Source organism: Dactylosporangium sp. CA-152071 (assembly GCF_050936335.1).
Taxonomy (GTDB): domain Bacteria; phylum Actinomycetota; class Actinomycetes; order Mycobacteriales; family Micromonosporaceae; genus Dactylosporangium; species Dactylosporangium maewongense.
The window spans coordinates 5,589,402-5,610,848 of the sequence record NZ_JBNJMZ010000001.1 but is presented as its reverse complement, the minus strand read 5'-3'; the positions used below and the strand labels follow the sequence as shown (position 1 = coordinate 5,610,848).

Annotated in this window: 24 protein-coding genes; 15 read left to right on the top strand and 9 right to left on the bottom strand. The window is 71.1% G+C overall.

Translation table 11 applies throughout. From position 1 onward, the window contains the following. Window positions 1-7: 7 nt before the first annotated feature. On the bottom strand, window positions 8-742 hold the full coding sequence (locus ACQEVZ_RS25115; protein ID WP_433370676.1) for a hypothetical protein: 735 nt from the start codon (window positions 740-742) through the stop codon (window positions 8-10). 86 nt (window positions 743-828) lie between these two features. Next, window positions 829-1,686 carry a UbiA family prenyltransferase gene (locus tag ACQEVZ_RS25110; protein WP_433376963.1) on the bottom strand — a complete coding sequence of 286 codons (858 nt, stop codon included), beginning with the start codon at window positions 1,684-1,686 and terminating at the stop codon, window positions 829-831. A gap of 9 nt (window positions 1,687-1,695) precedes the next feature. Between ACQEVZ_RS25110 and ACQEVZ_RS25105 the strand changes: the two genes are divergently transcribed. Next, window positions 1,696-2,406: a methyltransferase domain-containing protein gene (locus ACQEVZ_RS25105; protein WP_354889395.1), complete on the top strand. Its 711-nt coding sequence runs from the start codon at window positions 1,696-1,698 to the stop codon at window positions 2,404-2,406. Window positions 2,407-2,426: 20 nt separating this feature from the next. Further along, complete coding sequence (locus ACQEVZ_RS25100) at window positions 2,427-3,443, top strand: type III polyketide synthase (protein WP_344509143.1); 1,017 nt, start codon at window positions 2,427-2,429, stop codon at window positions 3,441-3,443. A 31-nt stretch (window positions 3,444-3,474) separates the two neighbouring features. Here the strand turns inward: ACQEVZ_RS25100 and ACQEVZ_RS25095 are convergent, their stop codons facing one another. Next, complete coding sequence (locus ACQEVZ_RS25095) at window positions 3,475-4,257, bottom strand: hypothetical protein (RefSeq protein WP_344509145.1); 783 nt, start codon at window positions 4,255-4,257, stop codon at window positions 3,475-3,477. Window positions 4,258-4,623: 366 nt separating this feature from the next. Between ACQEVZ_RS25095 and ACQEVZ_RS25090 the strand changes: the two genes are divergently transcribed. The 3 genes from ACQEVZ_RS25090 to ACQEVZ_RS25080 are packed head-to-tail and all read left to right on the top strand — an operon-like array spanning window position 4,624 to window position 6,550. After that, window positions 4,624-5,109 (top strand): CarD family transcriptional regulator, encoded by a 486-nt coding sequence (locus ACQEVZ_RS25090; RefSeq protein WP_033363204.1) that lies wholly within the window; start codon window positions 4,624-4,626, stop codon window positions 5,107-5,109. Between the two features lie 39 nt (window positions 5,110-5,148). Further along, a complete protein-coding gene (gene ispD / locus ACQEVZ_RS25085) occupies window positions 5,149-5,937 on the top strand; it encodes a 2-C-methyl-D-erythritol 4-phosphate cytidylyltransferase (protein WP_433370670.1) in 789 nt (262 codons plus the stop codon). A 4-nt stretch (window positions 5,938-5,941) separates the two neighbouring features. Continuing rightward, window positions 5,942-6,550: a hypothetical protein gene (locus tag ACQEVZ_RS25080; RefSeq protein WP_433370667.1), complete on the top strand. Its 609-nt coding sequence runs from the start codon at window positions 5,942-5,944 to the stop codon at window positions 6,548-6,550. A gap of 1,037 nt (window positions 6,551-7,587) precedes the next feature. On the opposite strand, the gene ACQEVZ_RS25075 is transcribed toward ACQEVZ_RS25080, so the two are convergent. Next, the gene (locus ACQEVZ_RS25075) at window positions 7,588-8,334 is read right to left on the bottom strand and encodes a TVP38/TMEM64 family protein (RefSeq protein WP_433370664.1); all 747 of its coding nucleotides are present in this window, start codon (window positions 8,332-8,334) and stop codon (window positions 7,588-7,590) included. 110 nt (window positions 8,335-8,444) lie between these two features. Between ACQEVZ_RS25075 and ispF the strand changes: the two genes are divergently transcribed. The 4 genes from ispF to ACQEVZ_RS25055 are packed head-to-tail and all read left to right on the top strand — an operon-like array spanning window position 8,445 to window position 10,991. Continuing rightward, the gene (gene ispF, locus ACQEVZ_RS25070) at window positions 8,445-8,921 is read left to right on the top strand and encodes a 2-C-methyl-D-erythritol 2,4-cyclodiphosphate synthase (protein WP_344509154.1); all 477 of its coding nucleotides are present in this window, start codon (window positions 8,445-8,447) and stop codon (window positions 8,919-8,921) included. A gap of 17 nt (window positions 8,922-8,938) precedes the next feature. Further along, on the top strand, window positions 8,939-9,307 hold the full coding sequence (locus ACQEVZ_RS25065; protein WP_354889701.1) for a PPOX class F420-dependent oxidoreductase: 369 nt from the start codon (window positions 8,939-8,941) through the stop codon (window positions 9,305-9,307). A 59-nt stretch (window positions 9,308-9,366) separates the two neighbouring features. Beyond that, a complete protein-coding gene (locus ACQEVZ_RS25060; RefSeq protein WP_344509156.1) occupies window positions 9,367-9,873 on the top strand; it encodes a SigE family RNA polymerase sigma factor in 507 nt (168 codons plus the stop codon). Further along, window positions 9,870-10,991 carry a hypothetical protein gene (locus ACQEVZ_RS25055; protein WP_433370659.1) on the top strand — a complete coding sequence of 374 codons (1,122 nt, stop codon included), beginning with the start codon at window positions 9,870-9,872 and terminating at the stop codon, window positions 10,989-10,991. The genes ACQEVZ_RS25060 and ACQEVZ_RS25055 overlap by 4 nt, the downstream gene beginning before the upstream one ends. Here the strand turns inward: ACQEVZ_RS25055 and ACQEVZ_RS25050 are convergent. Then, window positions 10,988-12,151 (bottom strand): homogentisate 1,2-dioxygenase, encoded by a 1,164-nt coding sequence (locus tag ACQEVZ_RS25050; protein ID WP_344509160.1) that lies wholly within the window; start codon window positions 12,149-12,151, stop codon window positions 10,988-10,990. The two genes, ACQEVZ_RS25055 and ACQEVZ_RS25050, sit on opposite strands and share 4 nt — an antisense overlap. An 83-nt stretch (window positions 12,152-12,234) precedes the next feature. On the opposite strand from ACQEVZ_RS25050, the gene ACQEVZ_RS25045 reads away from it, so the two are divergent. The 4 genes from ACQEVZ_RS25045 to ACQEVZ_RS25030 all read left to right on the top strand — a co-directional run bounded on the left by ACQEVZ_RS25045 (window position 12,235) and on the right by ACQEVZ_RS25030 (window position 16,382). Beyond that, window positions 12,235-13,074 (top strand): hypothetical protein, encoded by an 840-nt coding sequence (locus ACQEVZ_RS25045; RefSeq protein ID WP_433370656.1) that lies wholly within the window; start codon window positions 12,235-12,237, stop codon window positions 13,072-13,074. After that, a complete protein-coding gene (gene fahA, locus ACQEVZ_RS25040) occupies window positions 13,071-14,270 on the top strand; it encodes a fumarylacetoacetase (protein ID WP_433370653.1) in 1,200 nt (399 codons plus the stop codon). Before ACQEVZ_RS25045 ends, fahA begins: the two co-directional genes overlap by 4 nt. A gap of 139 nt (window positions 14,271-14,409) precedes the next feature. Next, window positions 14,410-15,723, top strand: a complete 1,314-nt coding sequence (locus ACQEVZ_RS25035; RefSeq protein WP_433370650.1) for a PQQ-binding-like beta-propeller repeat protein — start codon at window positions 14,410-14,412, stop codon at window positions 15,721-15,723. A 155-nt stretch (window positions 15,724-15,878) separates the two neighbouring features. Beyond that, window positions 15,879-16,382 (top strand): DUF305 domain-containing protein, encoded by a 504-nt coding sequence (locus ACQEVZ_RS25030; RefSeq protein WP_433370647.1) that lies wholly within the window; start codon window positions 15,879-15,881, stop codon window positions 16,380-16,382. 78 nt (window positions 16,383-16,460) lie between these two features. On the opposite strand, the gene hisC is transcribed toward ACQEVZ_RS25030, so the two are convergent. From hisC to hppD, 4 genes are all read right to left on the bottom strand, one after another. Beyond that, window positions 16,461-17,498, bottom strand: coding sequence for a histidinol-phosphate transaminase (hisC, locus tag ACQEVZ_RS25025; RefSeq protein ID WP_433370644.1), 1,038 nt, complete (start codon window positions 17,496-17,498; stop codon window positions 16,461-16,463). Further along, window positions 17,495-18,442, bottom strand: a complete 948-nt coding sequence (locus ACQEVZ_RS25020; RefSeq protein ID WP_433370641.1) for an RDD family protein — start codon at window positions 18,440-18,442, stop codon at window positions 17,495-17,497. Before ACQEVZ_RS25020 ends, hisC begins: the two co-directional genes overlap by 4 nt. Further along, a complete protein-coding gene (locus ACQEVZ_RS25015; RefSeq protein WP_344509174.1) occupies window positions 18,439-19,011 on the bottom strand; it encodes an RDD family protein in 573 nt (190 codons plus the stop codon). The genes ACQEVZ_RS25020 and ACQEVZ_RS25015 overlap by 4 nt, the downstream gene beginning before the upstream one ends. A gap of 100 nt (window positions 19,012-19,111) precedes the next feature. Continuing rightward, a complete protein-coding gene (gene hppD, locus ACQEVZ_RS25010; RefSeq protein ID WP_433370638.1) occupies window positions 19,112-20,269 on the bottom strand; it encodes a 4-hydroxyphenylpyruvate dioxygenase in 1,158 nt (385 codons plus the stop codon). Between the two features lie 101 nt (window positions 20,270-20,370). Between hppD and ACQEVZ_RS25005 the strand changes: the two genes are divergently transcribed. Further along, window positions 20,371-20,856 (top strand): Lrp/AsnC family transcriptional regulator, encoded by a 486-nt coding sequence (locus tag ACQEVZ_RS25005; protein ID WP_360568684.1) that lies wholly within the window; start codon window positions 20,371-20,373, stop codon window positions 20,854-20,856. A gap of 127 nt (window positions 20,857-20,983) precedes the next feature. Further along, window positions 20,984-21,343 (top strand): CopG family transcriptional regulator, encoded by a 360-nt coding sequence (locus tag ACQEVZ_RS25000; RefSeq protein WP_433370634.1) that lies wholly within the window; start codon window positions 20,984-20,986, stop codon window positions 21,341-21,343. Window positions 21,344-21,447 lie beyond the last annotated feature (104 nt).

The following is a 21,447-nucleotide window of genomic DNA, read 5'->3' as shown; positions in this document are numbered from 1 at the left end:
AGAAAAACTATTCGCCCTCGTGCCCCACGACCGAGGACGGCTTCGGCAGCGGGCTCAGCGGCACCGTCATCGGCAGCTCGCCGAGGGTGAGCTCGGTGGTGGTGCCGTCGGCATACGTGAAGGTGAACTTGACGTCCGCCAGCGCGCCTCCGGCCATCAGCACGTCGCCGGAGAGCTTCTCGACCGCGAGGTAGGTCTTGGTGCTCTGGCTCAGCGCGACGAACCCGCCGACCGGGATCTCGACGGCCATCTTCGCCGTGCCGACCGGGGCGGGCGCGGCGACCACGGAGGGCGACTTCGTCGCAGACGCAGGCGCAGACGGCGACCCGGACCCGGAACGCGGCGCGGACGGCGAGGCCGAAGAAGGCGAAGGCGCGGCAGAAGTGGGCGCGGGCGCGGCAGCGGCAGGCATGGCCCCGCCGACCAGGACCACGGTGCCCGCGGCGGAGGTCACGCCGGTCAGCTTCACGGACTGCTTCGCGTTGTTGAACAGCCGCACCTCGATCGGCACGACGCTGCCGGGCTTGTACTCGTTCGAGTAGGCCACAGCGCCGTCGCGCAGCGCGATCAGGCCGTCGGTGCTGTTGGCGCTGACGCCGGGCACCGCGGCGACCTGGGTGTCGGTCTGCGTGATCTGACCGGCGCTGCAGCCCGAGAGCAGACCGACGCCGAGCGCGGCGGAAGCCAGCAGCGCGGCGCCCAGTACCGTGCGGCGGCGGGCAGCCGGAATCGTACGCGTCACCTTGGGTCCTCCATCTGGATCGGGCGGCCGACTACAGCCTAGATGCCGTTGATCGGCCGATTACGCGCACCCTGACACTGCACCGGTCATTCCAGGTTCAAGCCGCTGACCAGCAGGAATACCACATCGATCAACGCCACGGCGATGACCGACAGGAAGGGGACGCGGGAGGTGGGGTCGCGGCGCATGGCGTACACGCCGAAAGACAGCGCGGTCAGAGCGACCCCGAGGGTCGGCCAGAACAGCGGCGGAGGCGGCCCCGGCGGCCCGAACGCCAGGGCCCCGGTGGCGAGCAGCAGCAGCACGGCCGCGGCGGCGAGCGAGCCGCGCCGGCCGAGCAGGTGCGGCAGGCCCCGGACGCCGGTGCGGATGTCGTCGTCCAGGTCGGGCAGCGTGTTGACGAAGTGCGCGCCGGCCCCGAGCAGGGCGCCGGCGAGCAGCAGCCACGCCGGCGGGTGCAGCCCCGCACCCAGCACGACGAACGCCGGCAGGCAGCCGAACGACACCGCGTACGGCAGCACCGACACCGGCGTCGCCTTCAACGGCCAGTCGTAGAGCAGCGCGGAGACCAGCGCGACCAGGGCGACGAGTCCGGGGGTGACGCCGGACAGGAGGCCCAGCGGCAGCACGAGCAGGCCCGCCACGACGCCGAGCGAGAGGATCGACCGGCGGGACACCACCCCGGCGGCGACCGGCTTGTCCGTGCGGCCCACCGCGGCGTCCCGCGGGGCGTCCAGGGCGTCGTTGACCCACCCGATGGAGAGCTGGCTCGCCAGCACCGCAGCAGCCGCCGCAATCACACCCGGCCAGGGTCTTCCGAGTCCGAACGACAGCAGCGCGGCGACGGCCGTGACCGCCACCGCCGGCTCCGGGTGGCTTGAGCGCAGAATCGCGCGAGCAACCGACACTCGGCAAGTGTGGCTGTCGGAGGGGTTCCGTGTCAGTCTCGATCCATGCGATCGACGCGCCGGGCGCGTAACGACCCTGGTCAGTATGACGACCTGGCCGGCGAGTGGTGGCGTCCTGGGTCGCCGCTGTCGATGCTGTACTGGCTGGCCCGCGCCCGCGCCCGGCTCATCCCGCCGGCGGAGCGCGACGGCGCCGTGCTCATCGACCTCGGGTGCGGTGGTGGGCTGCTCGCCCCGCACATCGCCGGCAAGGGTTACCAGCACGTCGGCGTCGACCTGGTCGTGTCCGGGCTGGAGCAGGCCGCGGCCCACGGCGTCCTGCCCGTGCTGGCGGACGCGCGGCGGCTGCCCTTCCCCGACGGCACCGCCGACGTGGTGAGCGCGGGTGAACTGCTGGAGCATGTCCCGGACTGGCCGGCGGTGGTCGCCGAGGCGTGCCGCGTGCTGCGGCCCGGGGGCTGGCTGGTGCTCGACACGCTCGCCGACACCGCCGTGTCGCGGCTGGTCGCGGTGCGGATGGCCGAGGCGATCATTCCGGCGGTGCGGGGCATCCACGACCCGGCCCTGTTCGTCTCCCCGAGGAAGCTGCGAATCGAGTGCGCGCGCCACGGCGTGCCGCTCGCGGTGCGGGGCGTCCGGCCGACGCTGCCCGCGCTCACCCGGTGGCTCGTCACCCGCCGCAACGCTGTGCCGATCGTGCCGACGTTCACCACCGCGATCCTCTATCAGGGGCGCGGCAGAAAGGGGACCCAGTGACAGGTGCCGCGATCGCAGGCATGGGTGTGACATTCCCCGGCCCGATGCGCCAGGACGAGGTGTGGACGGGCTTCTTCGAGCGGCACTACAGCGGCCCCCGCAAGGGGTTGGCGAAGCGGATCTTCACCAACTCCGGCGTGGTCAGCCGGCACGGCGCGGTCAACCCGCTGATCGAGGACGCGTCGAGCTGGTCGACCGCCAAACGCATGGGCCGCTACCTGACCGAGGCGCTGCCGCTGGGCAAGGACGCGGTCACGAGCGCGCTCGACGCCGCCGGGCTGCGACCAGACGAGATCGGGCTGTTCGTGGTGTGCTCCTGCACCGGGTACGCCACCCCCGGCCTCGACATCCTCCTCGCCCGCGACCTCGGCATGGCGCCGACGACCCAGCGCCTCTTCATCGGGCACATGGGCTGCTACGCCGCGCTGCCCGGGCTCGGCGCCGCGACCGACTTCGTGTCCGCCCGCGGCCGTCCGGCCGTGCTGCTCTGCCTCGAGCTGACCAGCCTGCACGTCCAGCCGCCCAGCGAGGATCCCCAGCAGATCGTGGCGCACGCCCTCTTCTCGGATGCGGCGGCGGCGGTGGTACTGGTGCCGCGGGCCGGACAGGAGGTCGCCGAGATCGCCGCCGTGACCGACACGGCCACGGCGGACCACATGACCTGGGACGTCACCGACCTCGGCTTCCGGATGGGGCTGTCGCCGAAGGTGCCCGACGTCCTGGCCATCTACGTCGCCGACCTGGTCGGTGACCTCCTCGCCCGGCACGGCCTGACCCTCGCCGACGTGGACGGCTGGGCGGTGCACCCGGGCGGCCCGCGCATCCTGGACGTGGTGCGCGACCAGCTCGCGCTGCCGGAGTCCGCGCTGGCCGAGTCCCGCGACACCCTTGCCGAGCACGGCAACTGCTCGTCCCCGACGGTCCTGCTCATCATCGACGCCCTGCGCCGCCGCCCCTCCGGCCCGCCGAGGAACACCGTCGCGCTCGCGTTCGGCCCGGGGCTGACGCTGTACGGGACGCTCCTGCGCGGCCTCTGACTTGATCAGGCTTTGATCAGGCCTTTTTTGATCAGGCGGTCGGGGCCGGGACCGCGGTCGCCAGGTTGCCCAGCTCCGAGTCGAAGGCCGACGCCGCCGTCACGGAGCTGACCGCCCTGATCACGGTGCCGTCGGCGGCCACCAGCAGGGCGGCCGTGGTGCGGCTCGGGGCGAGGAACGGCACCGCGGCCCGCACGGAGCTGTTGGGGTCGGCGAGCGCCCGGACCTTCACCTTCTCGTTCAGGCCCGGCGGCAGCGTCGGGACCCGGGCCGCGACGACGACGACCGTGGCCGACGGTGCCTTGCTCGCCGCGACCGCGTCGACCGTGCCCGTGATGAGGTCCGCGCAGGTGCAGCCCTCGACCAGCAGTACAACGGCCGGGGTGAGGTCATGCAGCGGCACCGCGGCGCCGTCGGCGTCGAACAGGCTGTGCCCGGTCAGCTTCACCGCGGCGGGTGGCGACGGCGGCGCCACCTGCGGCGTGCCGTTGGGATTGCGCCGCGGCCACGCGACGGCGAACAGACTCACCAACGTCGCGATGACGGCGATCGACATGATCAGCAGCGGCACGGCGAGCCCCGGGGAATCGTCTCCCGCTCGCTGGACCGGCTCGGGCTTCAGATGCAGCCGGCGCCGCCAGCGGCGACGGATTGCGGCACGGCGGAATTGTCGACGGATCGATGATCCTTCATCGTCGAGTGCGCCCGCATCGTCGGGAATGATGATCGTGCCCCACTCAGGGGGCAGGTCGGGGAGGCCACCACCATCTTGTGGTCGCTCACCACCGCCGTTGTCGCCCCGCAGCGTGCCCATCGCTGTTCTCCTCGCACCTGCCTCAACTTTCCCTCACCTGACGCGTCGGCGCCAGAGGAGCCACCCATCGAGATGGATGAAGAGTTTCCCACGCTCCGCCGCTGGTGGCGTCACGGAGAGTGGTGTCGGAACGGTGCGCCGACGCATCTGTACGTACTCGCGGCAATCAATCGGAAATGTCCCACAGGCTGCGCATTTGCGTGTGCCCAGGGTTGTTGATCCGTTACGCAGCAGGTTCCACGATTCATGTCAAGCGGGAGAAAGGGGACTCACATGTGTTCTGACCTGCGCGAATGCTGCTCTCTGGGGTGGGACGACAGCGCGTGACCGTGTTACCCTAGACACAGCGAAAGGGGTTTCGAACCTATGGTTTTCAGTGTCGGCGAGACCGTTGTCTACCCCCACCACGGGGCCGCACTCATCGAGGCAATCGAGACTCGGGTCGTCAGGGGCGAGGAGAAGCAGTATCTCGTCCTCAGGGTCGCTCAGGGTGACCTGACGGTGCGGGTGCCCGCCGAAAACGCCGAGATCGTCGGCGTGCGCGAGGTGGTTGGCGAGGAAGGCCTGACCAAGGTCTTCGACGTCCTCCGCGCTCCGCACACCGAGGAGCCGACCAACTGGTCGCGGCGTTACAAGGCGAATCTGGAGAAGTTGGCCTCCGGCAATCCGCTCAAGGTCGCAGAGGTCGTTCGTGACCTGTGGCGCCGTGACCGGGAGCGTGGTTTGTCGGCCGGCGAGAAGCGCATGCTGGCCAAGGCGCGGGACATCCTGGTCGGTGAGGTGGCGCTCGCTGAGAAGAGCACCAAGGATGAGGCCGAGACGCTGCTGGACAAGGTGCTGACCGAGGCCTGACATCTCAGCCCGGCTATCACTGAGACCGAGGACCGCGACGTGACGGCGCACCCACGCGTGCGTGGTGACGTCGCGGTCCTCGTGCCTGCTGCGGGCATGGGGGTCCGACTCGGCCCCGGCGCCCCGAAGGCACTGCGGCTCCTGCGAGGGGAGCCGCTGCTTGTGCACGCCGTTCGCCGGGTGGCAGCTGCCCCGAGCGTCGGCTGCATCGTCGTGGCCGCTCCTTCCGACGCCGTCGACGACGTCACCGCACTGCTCGGTCCACTGGTCGCCAGTCCTGTGACCACTGCGCCAATTGTCGCCAGCGAGACCTGTGGTGCGGCTGAGCCGAAGCTGGAAGCTTCCAGTGAGTCTCCGCTGCTGCCCGGGTCGCCGCTGTTGCTCGTTGTCGCGGGTGGGGCGAGCCGGCAGACGTCGGTCGCCGCCGCGCTGGCCGCGGTCCCCGCGGAGTTCGGCATCGTGCTCGTCCACGACGCGGCGCGCGCACTGACCCCACCGGAGCTGGTGGAGACGGTCGCGGACGCGGTGCGAGGGGGGCACGGCGCCGTCATACCCGTTCTTCCTGTGGTCGACACCATCAAAGAGGTCGACAATTCCGGCATTGTCGTCGGTACCGTCGACCGCTCGGTCCTCCGCGCCGTGCAGACCCCGCAGGGTTTCCGCCGCGACGTGCTGACCAGCGCCCATGCCGCAGCCGTCGACGAACACACCGACGACGCCGGCATGGCGGAGAAGATCGGCGTGCCCGTCCACACGGTCCCGGGCTCCGAGGCGGCCATGAAGATCACCCGGCCGTTCGACCTGGCCATCGCCGAGCTGCTGTTCTGACACCGTGCACCGCCCGCCGGTCTGGCTCGTGGACGTCGACGGCGTCATCAACACCCGTCGCCCGCTCTGGGGCCCCGACCTGCGCCGCGGCGTCGCCCGCGCCGATGGCGTCGACTGGCCGATCCGGTGGGCGCCCGCGCTCATCACCCGGATGCGCCGCCTGTACGACGCCGGCCTGGTCGAGCTGCGCTGGTGCTCCACCTGGTGCCCGGACGCCGCCGAGCTGGAGCGGCTCTTCGGGCTGCCGGCGCTCGGCCGGGCGCTGACCCGTGCCGAGCTGGCCGAGTCTTTGTCGACCGACGCCCTGAAGTTCGCCGCCGCCCGTCGCGTCCTCGCCGCCGGCCGCCGCCTGGTGTGGACCGACGACACCGCCGTCCCGGCGACTACCTTGACCGCCGGCGGCCGCGCCCTGCTGATCCGCCCACACCCCCGCCGCGGCCTGCGCCCCAGCGACCTGACCGCGATCGAGACCTTCGCCCGCCGCCCCGCTTTTTTGTCATACCCGGGCGATAGTGTCGATGGCATGACGGGGATCGATCATCCAGCCACGCGGCGGTTACCTCCGAGGCGACCGGGCGCAGGTCGTCGGGCATCTGGAGCGGCCCAGGTCTGACGTGACCTGAGGCACGTGCCTTGGGGTCGGCACGCGCCTGGGGTCGGCACGCGCCTGGGGTCGGCACGCGCGATCGGAAGGCGGACCCGGGTCGACTCGGGAGGAGACCCACGCTCCGGTCGCGGTCGGACTCGCCGGTCTGCTCGTGGGTCATGCCGGCGTCTGGCGTTCGAAATCCGCGCTCGAGATGGGTGCGGCGCCCGGCCGAGTTTGACGGAATCCGCCGATTCGGACACCAGTGCCCGAATCTTTGCGCGAATGTCCGCGCCTGGAGACCGGTGCCTGGAGGTGATCGCGGCCGACCCTCCGCTCGGCGGTGGTCGGCGCTTGGAGGGGCCGCTTGGACGTCGGCGCTTGGAGGCTCGCCGCCGATGCCCGTCTGAGGGGCGGCCTCCGGAGCCAGGGTCCGTCCACCTGCGTGAGGAGGTTGGCCCCCTCGTCCCCTCGTCCCCTCGTCGGCTCGCCGCCCCCATCCCGTCCACCCGCGTGAGGAGGTTGGCGTCTGGAGACTGAGCCCGGCGGCGGCCGAAGCCAGGAGGCGCGCCTCTGTAGGCCCCAGCTGGGGTTGACGTCCGGAGGCGGGCGTCTGGAGACCCGCGTCCGGTGCCGACGTCTGAAATGCCCGCGTTTGAAGGTCGGCGTCTGAGGCTGTTGTCCAGAGACCTGCGTCCGGAGATCCGCGCCTGGAGATCCGCGTCTCACAGGTCGGCGTCTGGAGACCGGTGCTGGAGAGGCACGCGTCTGGGCCCGGTGTCCGGAGATCTGCGTCTCGAGGTCGGCGGCCGTGCACAGACGCGACGGTGTCGGCGAGTTCCCTGGTGAGGCCGGCTGGAGACCCGTGCTGTGGAGGCGCGTGTCTGGGGCCGGTGTCCGCGGAGATCCGCGTCTCACAGATCAGTGGCTGGAGACCGGTGCAGGGAGGCGTGCGTCTGGAGGTCGGCGGGTGGGCGCGGCGTGCACGAGCGAAAGGCGTACACGAACGAAACCGGCCCCGGGCGATGAGCGCCGCGGGGCCGGTGAGAGACGGGAACGAGTGGTCAGGCGGCGGCAGGGGAGACCGGGGCGGCCGAGACAGGGGCGGCCAAGGCAGGGGTGACCTGTTTGCGGGGGCGGCGGCGCCAGACCAGGTAGGAGGCGATCGAGCCGCCGATGCCCAGGGTCGCGATCGCCACGCCGGCGATGGACATGCCCAGGTGGTCGCCGCGGGCGGTGGCTGAGCCGAGGGCGGCGTAGGCGATGGTGGCGGGCAGGGCGCCGAGGGTGGTGCCGGTGATGAACGCGGACCGGCGGACGCGGGTGGTGCCGAAGACGTAGTTGGCCACGCAGAACGGCACGAACGGGATCATGCGGGAGATGATCACGGCGACGATGCCGCGGTTGGCGACGGCCTGCTCGACGGCGAGGAAGCGGCCGCTCAGGTGGCGGGTCATGAACTCGCGGCCCAGGAAACGGCCGATCGTGTGGGCGATCAGCGCGCCGAGGGTCACCCCCGCCAGGATGTACAGGACGCCGCCGGCGAAGCCGAACAGGACGCCGCCGACGCCGGCGAGGAGGGTCCGGGGGACCAGGGCGGTGGTCAGCAGGGCGGTGCCGAAGACGGCGATCGCCGGGGCGAACGGGTGGTCAGGGCCCACGGCATGGGTCAGCGACGATTTGTCTGGGTGGATGATCAGCATCACCACGGACAACGTCGCGACCAGCAGGGCGAGCAGCCCGAAGCGCAAGGCGGCTCCGGTGCGCCACCACTGCTGTGGGGCTTTCGGGGTCGTCTGGTCGCTGCGCACCCGACCTAGCCTAGGCCCGGAACGCCACGATGCCGAGCCTGATGACGAGCCGGCAACCGGAAGTTCACGATTGTGCACCGGTCGTCGTACCCTCCCAAAGTGATCCGGAAATGATGTTGATCGGCAACGGGACGGATGTGCACGCGTTCGAGAAGGGCCGCGAGTGCTGGGTCGCGGGGCTCAAGTGGGACGGGGTCGACGGCCTCGCCGGGCACTCCGACGGCGACGTCGCCGCCCACGCGATCTGCGACGCGCTGCTGTCCGCGGCGGGCCTGGGTGACGTCGGGGCGATCTTCGGCACGGGCCGCCCGGAGTGGTCCGGCGCGAAGGGCGTGACGCTGCTCGCCGAGGCCGCGCGGCTGGTCCGGGCGGCGGGCTATGAGATCGGCAACGTGTCCGTGCAGGTCATCGGCGTCGCGCCGAAGGTCGGCAAGCGCCGCGCCGAGGCGGAGGACACGCTGAAGGCCGCCATCGGCGCGATCGTCCGGTTGTCGGGCACGACCACCGACGGGCTCGGCTTCACGGGCCGCGGTGAGGGTCTCGCCGCCACCGCCGTGGCGCTGATCTATCCCGTACCGAAGGAGTAGAGACACACGTGAACGAGATGCTGCGCGAGCTGCTCGACCGCCGGGCGTTCCTGGTGCTCAGCACGATCAACCCGGACGGCGCCCCGCAGTCGAGCGTGATCTGGGCCAAGCACGACGGGGGCGATGTCGTCTTCTCGACGATCCGCGGCCGCCGCAAGACCCGCAACATGGAGCGCGACCCCCGGGTGTCGATCTGTGTGTACGACCCCGCCAACCCGTACCGCCACGTCGAGCTCCGCGGCACCGTCGCCATCACGGAGGAGGGCGGCCCGGAGCTGATCGACGAGCTGAGCCGCTCGTACGACGGCAAACCCTGGATCGAGAAGGTCCCGGGCGTGACGAGGGTGGTCTGCCGGGTGACCGCCACCAAGGTCGTCGAGCACTAGCGGAAAAAACGCACCCAACCGCCGCCGACCCGCCGCGCGTCAATGCGGTGGGAGGCGATGTGCGCGACGAACTGGAGCGGGAGTACGTGGAGTACTTCCAGCCGCGGCTGCCGCAGCTGCACCGGCTGGCGGTGATGCTCTGCGGCGACGCCGACCGCGCCGACGACATCGTGCAGGCGGCGGTCACGACGCTGTACGCGCGGTGGCGGCAGGTGCGGCAGGTCGGCAACCTCGACGCGTACGTGCGGCGGAGCGTGGTCAACGCGTTCCTGAGCGAGCGCCGCCGCCTCTGGTCCCGGGTCGTGCTGACCGAGACGCCGCCCGACCGGCCGGCTGTCACGGGGCAGCCGGCCGACGAACGGCTGGTGGTCCGGGCGGCGCTGCGGACGCTGCCGCCGAAGCAGCAGGCGGTGCTGGTGCTGCGGTTCCTGTGCGACCTGCCGGTGGAGCAGGTCGCGGAGCTGGTCGGCTGCTCCGCAGGGACCGTGAAGAGCCAGACGTCGGACGGGCTGGCGAAGCTCAGGAAGCAGCTGGGCGTGCTCGCGCCGGCCGGAGGTGCACGATGACCGAGGATCTGCTGGCCCCGCTGCGCGACCCCGACGTGCGGCCGCCGAGGGTCGACCTGCACCGGGCGATCCGGACCGGCCGGCGCCGGCGCAGGATCCGGAACGCCGCGGTCGCCGCCGCCGCCGTGCTGGCGGTGACCGTCGCGATCGGCGCCGTGCGGAGCCGCCCCCAGGCGATGCCGGCGGATCGGACGCCGCTGCCGCTGCCGACGTCGACGATCGCTCCGCCGCTCGGCGAGTGCACGATCAGCAAGGACACCGCGCCGTGGGCGAAGTGGCATCCATGGTTCGTGCTGGACGACACCTGGCGGGTGGTCGTGCACCTCGAGGCGCGGGGCACGGGACCGGTCGAGGCGGTGCGGTACGTGGACGGTGCCGTCGAGCGGATCCCGGACGTGCCGAGCAGGTTCCAGCTGACGAACGTGAACCGCGCGGGTGACTTCGCCGGGGTCAACGGGAAGGTCGAGCGCGGCTGGGTGTACCGCGACGGCCGGTTCAGGGCCCTCACGCTCCCCAAGGGCGCGACGCACCTCGCGCTGACCGACATCAACGAGGCCGGTGATCTCCTCGGCGCGGTGGACCTGGGAAACCCCATGGGTTATGAGGCGGTGGTGTGGCCGGGCGGCCGGCCGGACCGCCCCCGGATGCTCAAGGCTCCCGCCGGTCATGTCGCGCGGGCGACCGGGATCGCCTGGGACGGCCTGATCGTCGGCGAGCTGGTCAGGGGTGATGTCGTCACACCGTATCTGTGGCACCCCGACGGCACCGGCGAGCCGTTGCCGGTGCCGCCGGAGGTCGGCGGGAAGGTCGAGGTCACCGGCCTGACTGGTGATTGGGCGGTCGGGTCCGGGGTGCGGTGGAACATCCGCACCCGCCACGCCGACGCGATCAACGGCCTGAGCCGCCGGTGGGCTGTCGTCGACATGTACGGGCGGGTCTACGGCGAAACGGACACGCCCGAGCACCGGCAGGCGGTGTGGGTCAACGGCACCCTCCAGCCGGTGCCCGACCAGTTCGAGGGCCGGACAGCGCGGCCCGAGGCGGTCCGGGACGACGGCCGGCAGCTGTTCGGCTGGTCGCTCCCGGACAACAGCCCTGTGCGCTGGGACTGTGGCTAGACGGTGCGGGCCCAGGTCCAGGCGTAGCCGGTGTCCTCGACGGACAGGCCGGGCTCGCACAGGTCGAGCGGGCGGAACGTGTCGACCATGACCGCCAGCTCGTCGAACGCCTCCACGCCGAGCGACCGCTCGACCGCGCCCGGCTGCGGGCCGTGGGTGAAGCCGCTGGGGTGCAGCGAGATCGAGCCCTGGACGATGCCCGACCCGCGGCGCGCCTCGTAGTTGCCGCCGGTGTAGAAGAGCACCTCGTCGGAGTCGACGTTGTGGTGGTTGTACGGCACGGGGATGGACAGCGGGTGGTAGTCGACCTTGCGCGGCACGAACGAGCAGATGACGAAGTTCGGGCCTTCGAAGGTCTGGTGTACCGGCGGTGGCTGGTGCAGCCGGCCGGTGATCGGCTCGAAGTCGTGGATCGAGAACGCCCACGGGTAGAGGCAGCCGTCCCAGCCGGCGACGTCGAACGGGTGCTGCGCGTACACGTGCTCGGTCCACCCGCGCCGGTGCTGCACGAGGACCGGCACCTCGGTGCCCTCCACCAGCAGGGGTGACGAGGGTGCGCGGAGGTCGCGCTCGCAGTACGGCGAATGCTCCAGGAACTGGCCGCGCCTGGACAGGTACCGCTTGGGCGGCCCGATGTGCCCGGACGCCTCGATCACCAGCAGCCGGACCTCGCCGGAGACCGGCACGAGCCGGTGGATCACCGACGTCGGGATGATCGCGTAGTCACCCTCGTTCAGCGGCAGCGCGCCGAACACCGACTCGACCAGCATCGAGCCGGACTCGACGTACAGGCACTCGTCGCCGATCGCGTTGCGGTACAGCGGGGACGGCGCCGTCGCGACCGCGTAGGACAGCCGCACGTCGTCGTTGGCCAGCAGGTGCTGCCGGCCCAGGACCGCGTCGGAGGGCCCGCCGCCGAGCTTGTGCGTCTGGAGATGGCGCGGCTTGAGCGGCAGGTTGGGCGCGCGGGTCGTGGCGAACGGCGTCACCACGGTGGCCGATAGAATAGCCGTCGGTCGATGCGTGTGGTACAGCAGGGACGAGTCGCTCGAAAAACCCTCCTGCCCCATCAGCTCTTCCGCGAACAGTGAGCCGTCCGGCTGGCGAAACTGGGTGTGTCGCTTCGGTGGAACGTCGCCCACGCGACGGTAGTAGGGCATCGCTGCCTCCCGGAAGAATGGAAACCGTCCGGATAGCGGACGAAGTTGTCCGCCCTGTATAGCGTCCATTAGATTCGGAAGCCGTGTCAAACGCAGTACCGCCTCTGCTGGCCGCCCTGGTCGACGACGCCGCCGTCTTCCCACCGGGGAGCATGTCGCTGCCCGACGCCGTCCCGGCCCACCTCCGCCACCGCGCCGGCCGGTGGGCGCCGATGATCGGGCCGCTGCTGGTCCCCGCCGCAGACCTGCCCGAGATCGCCGCGACCGTCGACATCGGCGTCGTCGGCGAGCCGGCCGCCGTGGACCAGGCCCTCGCCGCGATCCCCGGCAACCTCACCGTCCGGCAGGTCGAGTCGCCCGTCGCCAAGCGCGGCGAGGACCCCGCACCCGGCATCGACCGGCTCGCCGCCCTGGCCCAGAAGCACAGCGACAAGCCGTGGTCCTGGTACTTCGAGGTGCCGCTCGCCTGGGGCCTGATGCAGGCCCTCGATCACCTGGCGAGGCTGCGGGCCGACGGGCTGCCGGTCGCCGCGAAGTTCCGCACCGGGGGGCTCGCCGCCGAGCTGTTCCCGACGCCCGTCGAGCTCGCCGCCGTGATCTGCGCGTGCCGGGACCGGGGGCTGCCGTTCAAGCTGACCGCGGGCCTGCACCACGCCGTGCGGCACACCGACCCCGACACGGGCCTGGTCCACCACGGCTTCCTCAACGTGCTCGCCGCGTGCCTGGCCGCCGAAGACGGCGCCGAGCCCGCCGACCTGGCCGGCATCCTCGCCGCCACCGACGGGCTCCCGCTCGCGACGGCCGTCCGCGGCGCGCTGGACCGGCCGCGCCCGCTGTGGGTCGGCTTCGGCAGCTGCAGCGTCGACGAGCCCGTCACCGACCTGACCAACCTGGGCCTCCTACCCCGAGAGGTGCATGCGTGACCCCGTGGATCCAGCCCGCCGCCGACGACCCCTTCGGCCTGCACAACCTGCCCCTGTGCGCCACCCGTGACGGGTGGGTCGGCGTCCGCGCCGGCGACCTCGTCCTGAACCTCGCCGCCGCCGAGGAGGCCGGCCTGGTCGACGCCGGCGGCGCGTTCACCGGCGCGCCGAACCTGAACCGCTTCCTCGCTGCCGGCCGCCCCACCTGGACCCGGGTCCGCGCCCAGCTCACCGACCTCTTCACCGGCGGCGTGACCGGGACCGTCGAGCAGCACCTGCACCCGGTGGACGGCGTCGCGCTCGCGCTGCCGTTCGAGGTCGCGGACTACGTCGACTTCTACTCCTCCGAGCAGCACGCCAACAATCTCAGCGCGATCTTCCGCCCCGACGCGCCGTCGCTGCTGCCCAACTGGAAGTCGCTGCCCATCGGGTACCACGGCCGCGCCGGCACCGTCGTCGTCTCCGGCACCGACATCCCGCGCCCCCACGGGCAGCGCAAGGCGCCGGACGAGGAGCGCCCCAGCTACGGCCCGTCCCGGCGGCTGGACGTCGAGGCCGAGCTCGGGTTCGTCGTCGGCGCGCCGTCCGTGCCCTCCAAGGGGGCGATCGCCGTCGACGACTTCCGCGAGCACGTGTTCGGCGCCGTACTGGTCAACGACTGGTCCGCCCGCGACATCCAGGCGTGGGAGTACCAGCCGCTCGGCCCCTTCCTGGGCAAGTCCTTCGCCACGTCGGTGTCGCCGTGGGTCGTGCCGCTGGACGCGCTGGAGCCCGCGAAGGTGGCCGCCGTGGTCCAGGACCCGCCCGTCCTGCCCTACCTCGCGGAGTCGGAGCGCTACTCGTACGACATCCGCTGCGAGATCCGGTGGAACGGGACGCTCGTGTCGCGGCCGCCGTATGCCGGCATCTACTGGACGCCCGCGCAGCAGCTCGCCCACCTCACCGCCAACGGCGCCTGGGCGCGCACCGGCGACCTGTACGCGTCCGGCACCATCTCCGGCGACACGCCCGAGCAGACCGGTTCGTTCATCGAACGTACGTGGAACGGCGCACAGCCGGTCCGGCTCGACGACGGCATGACCCGTAGCTTTCTGCTCGATGGCGACACGGTCACGATTTCCGCCACCGGGTGGTGTACGGGTGGGGCCGTGGTTGGCTTTGGTGAAGTGACCGGCACGGTGGTGACGCAGGTGTGAGAAGCCCGGCGATCGACGGTCACCGTGAGCAGAATGCGACGATCGCCGGGTATGGTGCCCGGCGGAGGTGGTTATGGGGACCGGTGGTGCTGGGCGTCTTTCGGTGCGCCCGCGGACTTGGCCCCGGTCGTTGCGCCGGGTGCTCACCGCGCTCCTCGCGCTCGTGGTCATCGCGGCGATGGGCGTCACCGCGTACCGGACCCTCAAGCCCGCCGAGACGGTCAGCAGCGCCAAGAAGCCGGTGCCGTCGCCCGAGCCGGTCAAGTCCATCCAGTACGCCGAGCTGCCCTCCGCCCCGCTGATCGTCGAGGGCCGCCTGCGCGTCTACACCGAGCAGCGCCGGGTGTTCGCCGACACGCCCGTGACCGCGCAGCGGCTGATGACGCCGCACTGGGCGTACCGGCGCTGGCCCGCGGAGGTCGTCTCGGTCGTCGCCGTCGAGAAGCCCGCCAGCGGCGTCGGCATGTCCGTGGTCGTCACCAAGTGGTCCGACGGCGAGATCGTCGCCCTGGACGCCGAGAAGGGCGACATCGTCTGGCAGGTGCGCATTGACCCCGCCGACGGCGAGACGTTCAAGGGCCGCCGCACCGGCGCGAAGACGCTGTACAGCCCGGAGGACCTCTTCGTCACCACCTCGGCGCTGGACCACCAGCAGGTCGTCATCGCCACCGGCAAGGACGTCGTGCAGGCCATCGACCCGGTCGACGGCAAGATCCGCTGGACCCACTCCTTCGCCGCCACCCCCGGCTGCCACGCCGTCGACTGGACCAGCCTCGACGCCTACTTCGTGAAGGACACCTGCGCCAAGCCGGCGACCCTCGAGGTGTACGACGCCGGCACCGGCGCCCTCCTCACCACGTGGCGCCCGCCGGGCGCGTCGATCGGCCCCGACAACATCACCAACTGGTACCTGGAGCCGACCTCCTGCCAGCTCGGCCGCTCGGGCTGCGCCCTGTTCAAGGCCGCCCCGACCGGCGACGTGGTCTCCTTCGCCGACGCCGCCTCAGGCATCGGCAGCATCACCCCCACGTACTGGTCCCTCGGCGCCGACCACATCGTCAAGCCGGAGCTCGTGCCCGACAAGGACAAGGTCGTCGTGGTCGGCGACGTCCTGGCCGAGCAGGTCGTGGGCGGCTACATCTGGGCCTTCTCCCGCACGTCCGGCCAGCGCCTGTGGATGTCGGAGGTCTCGGGCACGCTGATCGGCGCCGACCAGCGCAACGTCTACCTGATCAACCGCGACTACCAGCTCCTGGTCCTGAACCTCGTCACCGGCGCCGTCACGTCGAGCACCGAGCTGCGGATCCGGCCGGAGGACAGGTTCGTGTTCAGCGAGCTGTACCTGCACGGCGGCTACCTCAGCGTGGAGCGCCTGCACACCACCAACGCGTCGGAGATCGACGACAGGTACTACTTCAGCATGAACACCGTCGTCCTGGTCGGCATCGGCTGATGCCTCCCGCCCTTGCCGGCGCCCCTGTTCGTGGCGGTCGGGTTCGCGGCGGTGGCCTTGCCGCGGCCGTCACGCTGACCGCGGCGCTGCTGGCCGCCTGCTCTTCCGGCTCTGGCTCTGGCTCCAGTTCCCATGGTCACGATGCCACGCCGAGGGTGACGGCATCGGCCGGCGCGTCGCCGACGGTCTCCGTTGCCTTCAACGCGACCGACGTGCAGTTCGCGACCGACATGATCCCCCACCACCAGCAGGCCGTGGACATGGCTGACCTGGCCGCCACCCACGCCTCGAACCCCGACGTGAAGGCCCTCGCCGCGAAGATCCACAAGGCCCAGGATCCCGAGATCGGCACCATGTCCGCCTGGCTCCGCTCATGGGGCGAGCCGGTGCCGGGCCCCATGCATCACGAAGCGGGCGACATGGGCGGCATGCCCGGCATGCTCACCGACACCGAGCTCCGCCAGCTCGCGGCCGCCAACGGCCCCGCCTTCGACACCAAGTTCCTGACCCTCATGATCAAACACCACGAGGGCGCCATCGAGACCGCGAAGACCGCCCAGGAGCAGGGCTCAGCGGTCAAACACCTCGCAGCCGAGATCGCGACAACCCAGACCGCCGAGCTCACCGAGATGAAGACCCTCCTCGACAAGCTCCCGTAGCCCGTCAGGGGCGCTTGCCGGGCAGGGATCCGGAAGGCCTCGGGCTGGGCGAGGTCTTCCGGATCATGAGCGCAGCGGTCAGAGGCAGTCGAGGAAGGCGTCGTTCTCGCCGGGGGAGCTGATCGTGACGCGGACGCCGTCGCCGGCGAAGGCGCGGACGATCACGCCGGACTCCTCGCACTTGGCGGCGAAGTCCAGGGCGGCGTCGCCCAGCGGCAGCCAGAAGAAGTTCGCCTGGGTGTCGGGGACATCCGGGTACACCTTGCGGACGGCGGTGACGACCCGCTCGCGCTCGGCGGTGATCAGGTCGACCCGGCGCTGCATCTCGTCGGCGGACTGCAGGGCGGCCAGGGCCGCGGCCTGCGCCGTCGCCGAGGTCGAGAACGGCGTGATGACCTTGCGCACGGTCGCGGCGACCTCGGGGGAGCCGATCAGGTAGCCGACGCGCAGGCCGGCCAGGCCCCACGCCTTCGAGAGAGTGCGCAGGACGACGACGTTGGGGCGGTCGCCGTACTCCACCAGGCCGTCGGGCACGTCGGGGTCGGTGACGAACTCGCGGTACGCCTCGTCCAGGGCGACCAGCACCGTCGGCGGTACAGCATCCAGAAACGCGTCGAGAGCGGCCTTGCCGGCGGCGGTCCCGGTCGGGTTGTTCGGGTTGCAGACGATGACCAGGCGGGTCCTGTCGGTGATCGCGGCGGCCATCGCCGGCAGGTCGTGCTCGTGCGAGGCGGTGTTGGGCACGCGGACGCTGGTCGCGGCGGAGGCGGCGGCGATGATCGGGTACGCCTCGAACGAGCGCCAGGCGTAGACGGCCTGGTCGCCCGGGAGGCAGGTCGCGCGGAAGAGGTGCTCGAAGAGGGCGACGGAGCCGCAGCCGGTGGCGATGCGGTCCGGGTCCACGCCCAGCCGGTCGCTGAGCGTGGAGCGCAGCGCGGTGGCGCCCGGGTCCGGGTACCGGTGGGCGCCGCTGATCGCCGCCGTGACCGCGTCGACGACGCCGGGCAGCGGGCCGTACGGGACCTCGTTGCTCGCCAGCTTGATCGCGCCGGGCACGGTGCGGCCGGCGACGTAGGCGGGCAGGGCGTCGAGGTCGGGTCGCGTGAGGCGGGTCATGAAGGATCTCCACTAGGTTCAGAAGGCTGCTGCGGAACGTCCCGCACCACGACGGTGCCGGCCGAACGGTCGTGGAAGGCCCGGTGCAGCGGCCAGTCGATCACCGGCGAGAGGCTGTCGAGGAACTGCAGCACGAACCCGACGCCGCAGGTCCACAGCAGCACCGACAGGCCCAGCGGGTTCCACCGGCGGATGGCGCGGCCGTAGCCGATGCGCTCCTCGCTCTCCAGCCGCATGACCTTGATCTTCAGCAGGCGCTTGCCCAGGGTCTGGCCGTTGTTGGCGATCGCGGGCACCTCGTAGGCGAACCAGAGGGCCGCGATGAGGATGAGGATCACCACCTGCAGCGAGTTGGCGCGGTCCGGCGGCACGACGTCGCTGGGCGACTCGTTGGCCAGGTAGCGGTCGTACGACTCCTGGAACACCGGCCACATCTCGCGCAGGTACTGGTAGACGAACCAGCCGGTGACCACGGCGTTGATCAGCAGCAGCGCGGCGATGTCGACGAGCCGGGCGAGCAGCCGCGCGCCGAGGCCGGCGACCTGGCGGCCGTGCGGCATGGCCGCCGCCGGGTTGAGGCCGGCGAAGGCCTGCGGCGGGAGCAGCACCTGGACGGCGCCGGTCGGGTACCCACCGGGCGGGAGGGTGCCCTGCGGCTGGGCGCCGGGTGGCAGCGGCGCACCCGGCGGCAGCACGATGGCGCCGGGCGGCAGCTGGCCGGGTGGGAAGCCGCCGGGTGGCACGGGCGTGCCGGGCGGCAGGATGACCGCGCCCATCTGCGGGATGGGCTGCGGTGGCGGTTCGACGGGCGGTGGAGCGACGGCTGGCGGCCCCGCCGGCGCGACCGCGTCGGCCGGGATGGCGTCGCCGATCCAGCCTTCACCGTCCCAGTACCGCTGGACGGCCGAGTCGACGGGGTCCTTATACCAACCTGGAGCTGTCACCTGTTGACCTTTACCACAACCGTCGTCGCGACCTTGTCGTGCAGGCACTGCTGGTATGGCTTGTCCCACAGCTGCCAGAGGCCGTCGACCCAGGAGAAGAACGGAACGAAGATCGCCACCACGTACTGCATCAGCCAGCGCTTGGCGGCAACGCCGCGGGTGATCGGCGCCGACGGGTTGTCGAGCCGGATGAGCGTCAGACCGAGCGCCCGCTTCCCCAGTGTGACACCGCGCCGGGACGGGAACAGCTCGACGTAGTACACGTAGCTGAGGGCGAACAGCCCGACGAAGAGGCCGACGTACATCAGGATGATCGGCCCGATGAACGTCCCGGGGTCGGGGGAGTTGGTGATCTGGCCGGTGACGGGGTCGGTCTCGATCTGCGACGCCTGCGACTCGGCCCAGGCGACGATCCCGATGATCGCCGGGATCATCACGATCATCGACAGGAAGCTGAAGACGATCGCGTCGATGATGTATGCGCCGAGCCGAGCGCCGAATCCGGCGAGCGGCTGACCGGTCGGCGCCATGGGCACCGGCGGAGGCCCGTAGTAGGCCTGCGCCGGCACACCGTATGCACCCTGGGGGTACGGGTTGTGCTGCGGATGCTGAGGGCCCTGGGGGTATGGGTTGTGCTGAGGAGGCTGAGGGTATGTCACCCCGACAGTGTTACAGGTTCCCGCGACTCTCCTGCTCCCTCTCGATGGCCTCGAAGAGCGCCTTGAAGTTGCCCTTGCCGAAGCCGAGCGAGCCGTGCCGTTCGATCAGCTCGAAGAACACCGTCGGGCGGTCCTGCACCGGCTTGGTGAAGATCTGCAGCAGGTACCCGTCCTCGTCGCGGTCCACGAGGATGCCGCGCGCCTTGAGGTCCTCGATCGGCACCCGCACCCGGCCGATCCGCGCCCGCAGCTCGGGGTCGTCGTAGTACGAGTCGGGCGTCACCAGGAACTCCACCCCGGCCGCCCGCATCACGTCGACGGTCCGCAGGATGTCCCCGGTCGCCAGCGCGATGTGCTGCGCGCCCGGCCCGCCGTAGAACTCCAGGTATTCGTCGATCTGCGACTTCTTGCGCGACACGGCGGGCTCGTTGAGCGGAAACTTGACCTTGCGGGTGCCGCTGGCGACGACCTTGCTCATCAGCGCCGAGTACTCCGTCGCGATGTCGTCACCGACGAACTCCGCCATGTTCGTGAAGCCCATGACCCGGTTGTAGAACTCGACCCACTCGTCCATCTTGCCCAGCTCGACGTTGCCGACGACGTGGTCGACCGCCTGGAAGAACCGCTTCGCCGGCGGGGCCACGATCGGCTGCTTCGCCACGAAGCCCGGTCGCCAGGGGCCGCTGTACCGCGAGCGGTCGATCAGCGTGTGGCGGGTCTCGCCGTACGTCGCGATCGCCGCGACCCTGATGGTCCCGTGCTCGTCCGTCTCGTCGTGCGGCTGCTCGAGCCCGGTCGCCCCCTGCTGCAGCGCGTGCGCGTAGGCGGCGTCGACGTCCGGCACCTCCAGCGCGATGTCGGCGATCCCGTCACCGTGCCGCTCGTGGTGCTGCGTCGCCGCGGCCTGCCGGTGGACCCCGCCCGCCAGCACGAACACCGCCGAGCCGGACCGCAGCACGTACTCCGCGTGGTCCCGGTAGCCCTGCTCAGGCCCCCGGTACGCGACCAGTGTCATCCCGAACGCGGTCGAATAGAAGTGCGCGGCCTGCTTCGCGTTGCCGACGTAGAACAGCACGTGATCGAGCCCCGTCAGCGGGAACGGATCATGCGAAACGTCGCGCTCGACAGCACCGATGAGCTCGTTGATGTCCTCGACAGCCTGGGTCATGCGCCAAGCCTCGGTCGCCCACGGCGGCTGTGCAAGGAACGCTATTCTCCATGGTCAGGTTGCTCATTTTGCCGTTGGTTTCGGGGGTACTGGTGGACAAGTTGCCCAGTCCGATCGACACGCTGGACGCCAGGCTGATCGCGCTGCTCGCCCTGGAGCCCCGCATCGGTGTGCTGGAGTGCTCCCGCCGCCTGCAGGTCGCCCGCGGCACGGTCCAGGCCAGGCTCGACCGCCTCACCGATCGCGGCGTCATCCGCGGCTACGGCCCCGACATCGACCCCGCGGCCCTGGGCTACGGCGTGACCGCCTTCGTCACCCTCGAGATCCGTCAGCGCTACGGCCACGACCCGGTAGCCGCCCACCTCGCCGAGATCCCCGAGGTCCTGGAGGCCCACACCATCACCGGCTCAGGCGACCTGATGTGCCGCATCGTCGCCCGCTCCAACTCCGACCTCCAACGCGTCATCGACCGCGTCATGGGCTTCGACGGCATCGAACGCTCCTCCACGATCATCGCCCTCGCCGAACAGATCCCCCACCGCACCCTCCCCTTGGTCCACGCCGCCTCCCGCTCACCCGTGGGGTAACTCCGTTCAGCCGCAGGTGCCTGGCCAGGCCGTATACAGAACGTATACACTGCAGAAGTGGGATACCAGTGGATGCCCGGCCTCGTGGCGATCCTCTGTGCTGTCGCCGAGCATGGGGAGCAAGACCATGCATGACGATCTCGACCACGCCCAGATCGCCGCCGACCAGGAGTTCGCCCGCGCGTTCGCTGCAGGTGAGGTCGAGCTTGTCTACGACGACTCGGCTCCGGTGCCGGACCTGCCACCCGCCGGCGCGCCGGTCACGGTCGTCCGGCCGGTCCGGTTACCGCACGAGGTCGATGCCGCGGTGAAGCGGCTCGCCGATCAGACGGGAACCACGCCGTCCGCGCTCATCCGGCGCTGGATCGAGGCGGCGCTCGTGAACGAGACCACTCCCGACCCGGTCGCGGAGCTGCGGTACCTCAGCGCCGCTGTGCAACGCATCGCCGAGACGCTCGACTCGGACCGGACCCGCAACGCCGCCTGAGGTCGGGGCCCGGCCCGGATGTCGTCCCGATCGTGGGAACCCGACCAGCGGGTTCGCCGCGGCAGCAGTGCAAGAACGCGGAAGCCCTCGCCGGCGAGGGCGAG

Coding starts and splice junctions, on each gene's coding strand:
- ACQEVZ_RS25105 (WP_354889395.1), top strand. CDS start 1,696: ATGCGATCGACGCGCCGGGCGCGTAACGACCCTGGTCAGTATGACGAC.
- ACQEVZ_RS25100 (WP_344509143.1), top strand. CDS start 2,427: ATGGGTGTGACATTCCCCGGCCCGATGCGCCAGGACGAGGTGTGGACG.
- ACQEVZ_RS25095 (WP_344509145.1), bottom strand. CDS start 4,257: ATGGGCACGCTGCGGGGCGACAACGGCGGTGGTGAGCGACCACAAGAT.
- ACQEVZ_RS25090 (WP_033363204.1), top strand. CDS start 4,624: ATGGTTTTCAGTGTCGGCGAGACCGTTGTCTACCCCCACCACGGGGCC.
- ispF (WP_344509154.1), top strand. CDS start 8,445: ATGATGTTGATCGGCAACGGGACGGATGTGCACGCGTTCGAGAAGGGC.
- ACQEVZ_RS25065 (WP_354889701.1), top strand. CDS start 8,939: ATGCTGCGCGAGCTGCTCGACCGCCGGGCGTTCCTGGTGCTCAGCACG.
- ACQEVZ_RS25055 (WP_433370659.1), top strand. CDS start 9,870: ATGACCGAGGATCTGCTGGCCCCGCTGCGCGACCCCGACGTGCGGCCG.
- ACQEVZ_RS25050 (WP_344509160.1), bottom strand. CDS start 12,151: ATGCCCTACTACCGTCGCGTGGGCGACGTTCCACCGAAGCGACACACC.
- hisC (WP_433370644.1), bottom strand. CDS start 17,498: ATGACCCGCCTCACGCGACCCGACCTCGACGCCCTGCCCGCCTACGTC.
- hppD (WP_433370638.1), bottom strand. CDS start 20,269: ATGACCCAGGCTGTCGAGGACATCAACGAGCTCATCGGTGCTGTCGAG.
- ACQEVZ_RS25000 (WP_433370634.1), top strand. CDS start 20,984: ATGCATGACGATCTCGACCACGCCCAGATCGCCGCCGACCAGGAGTTC.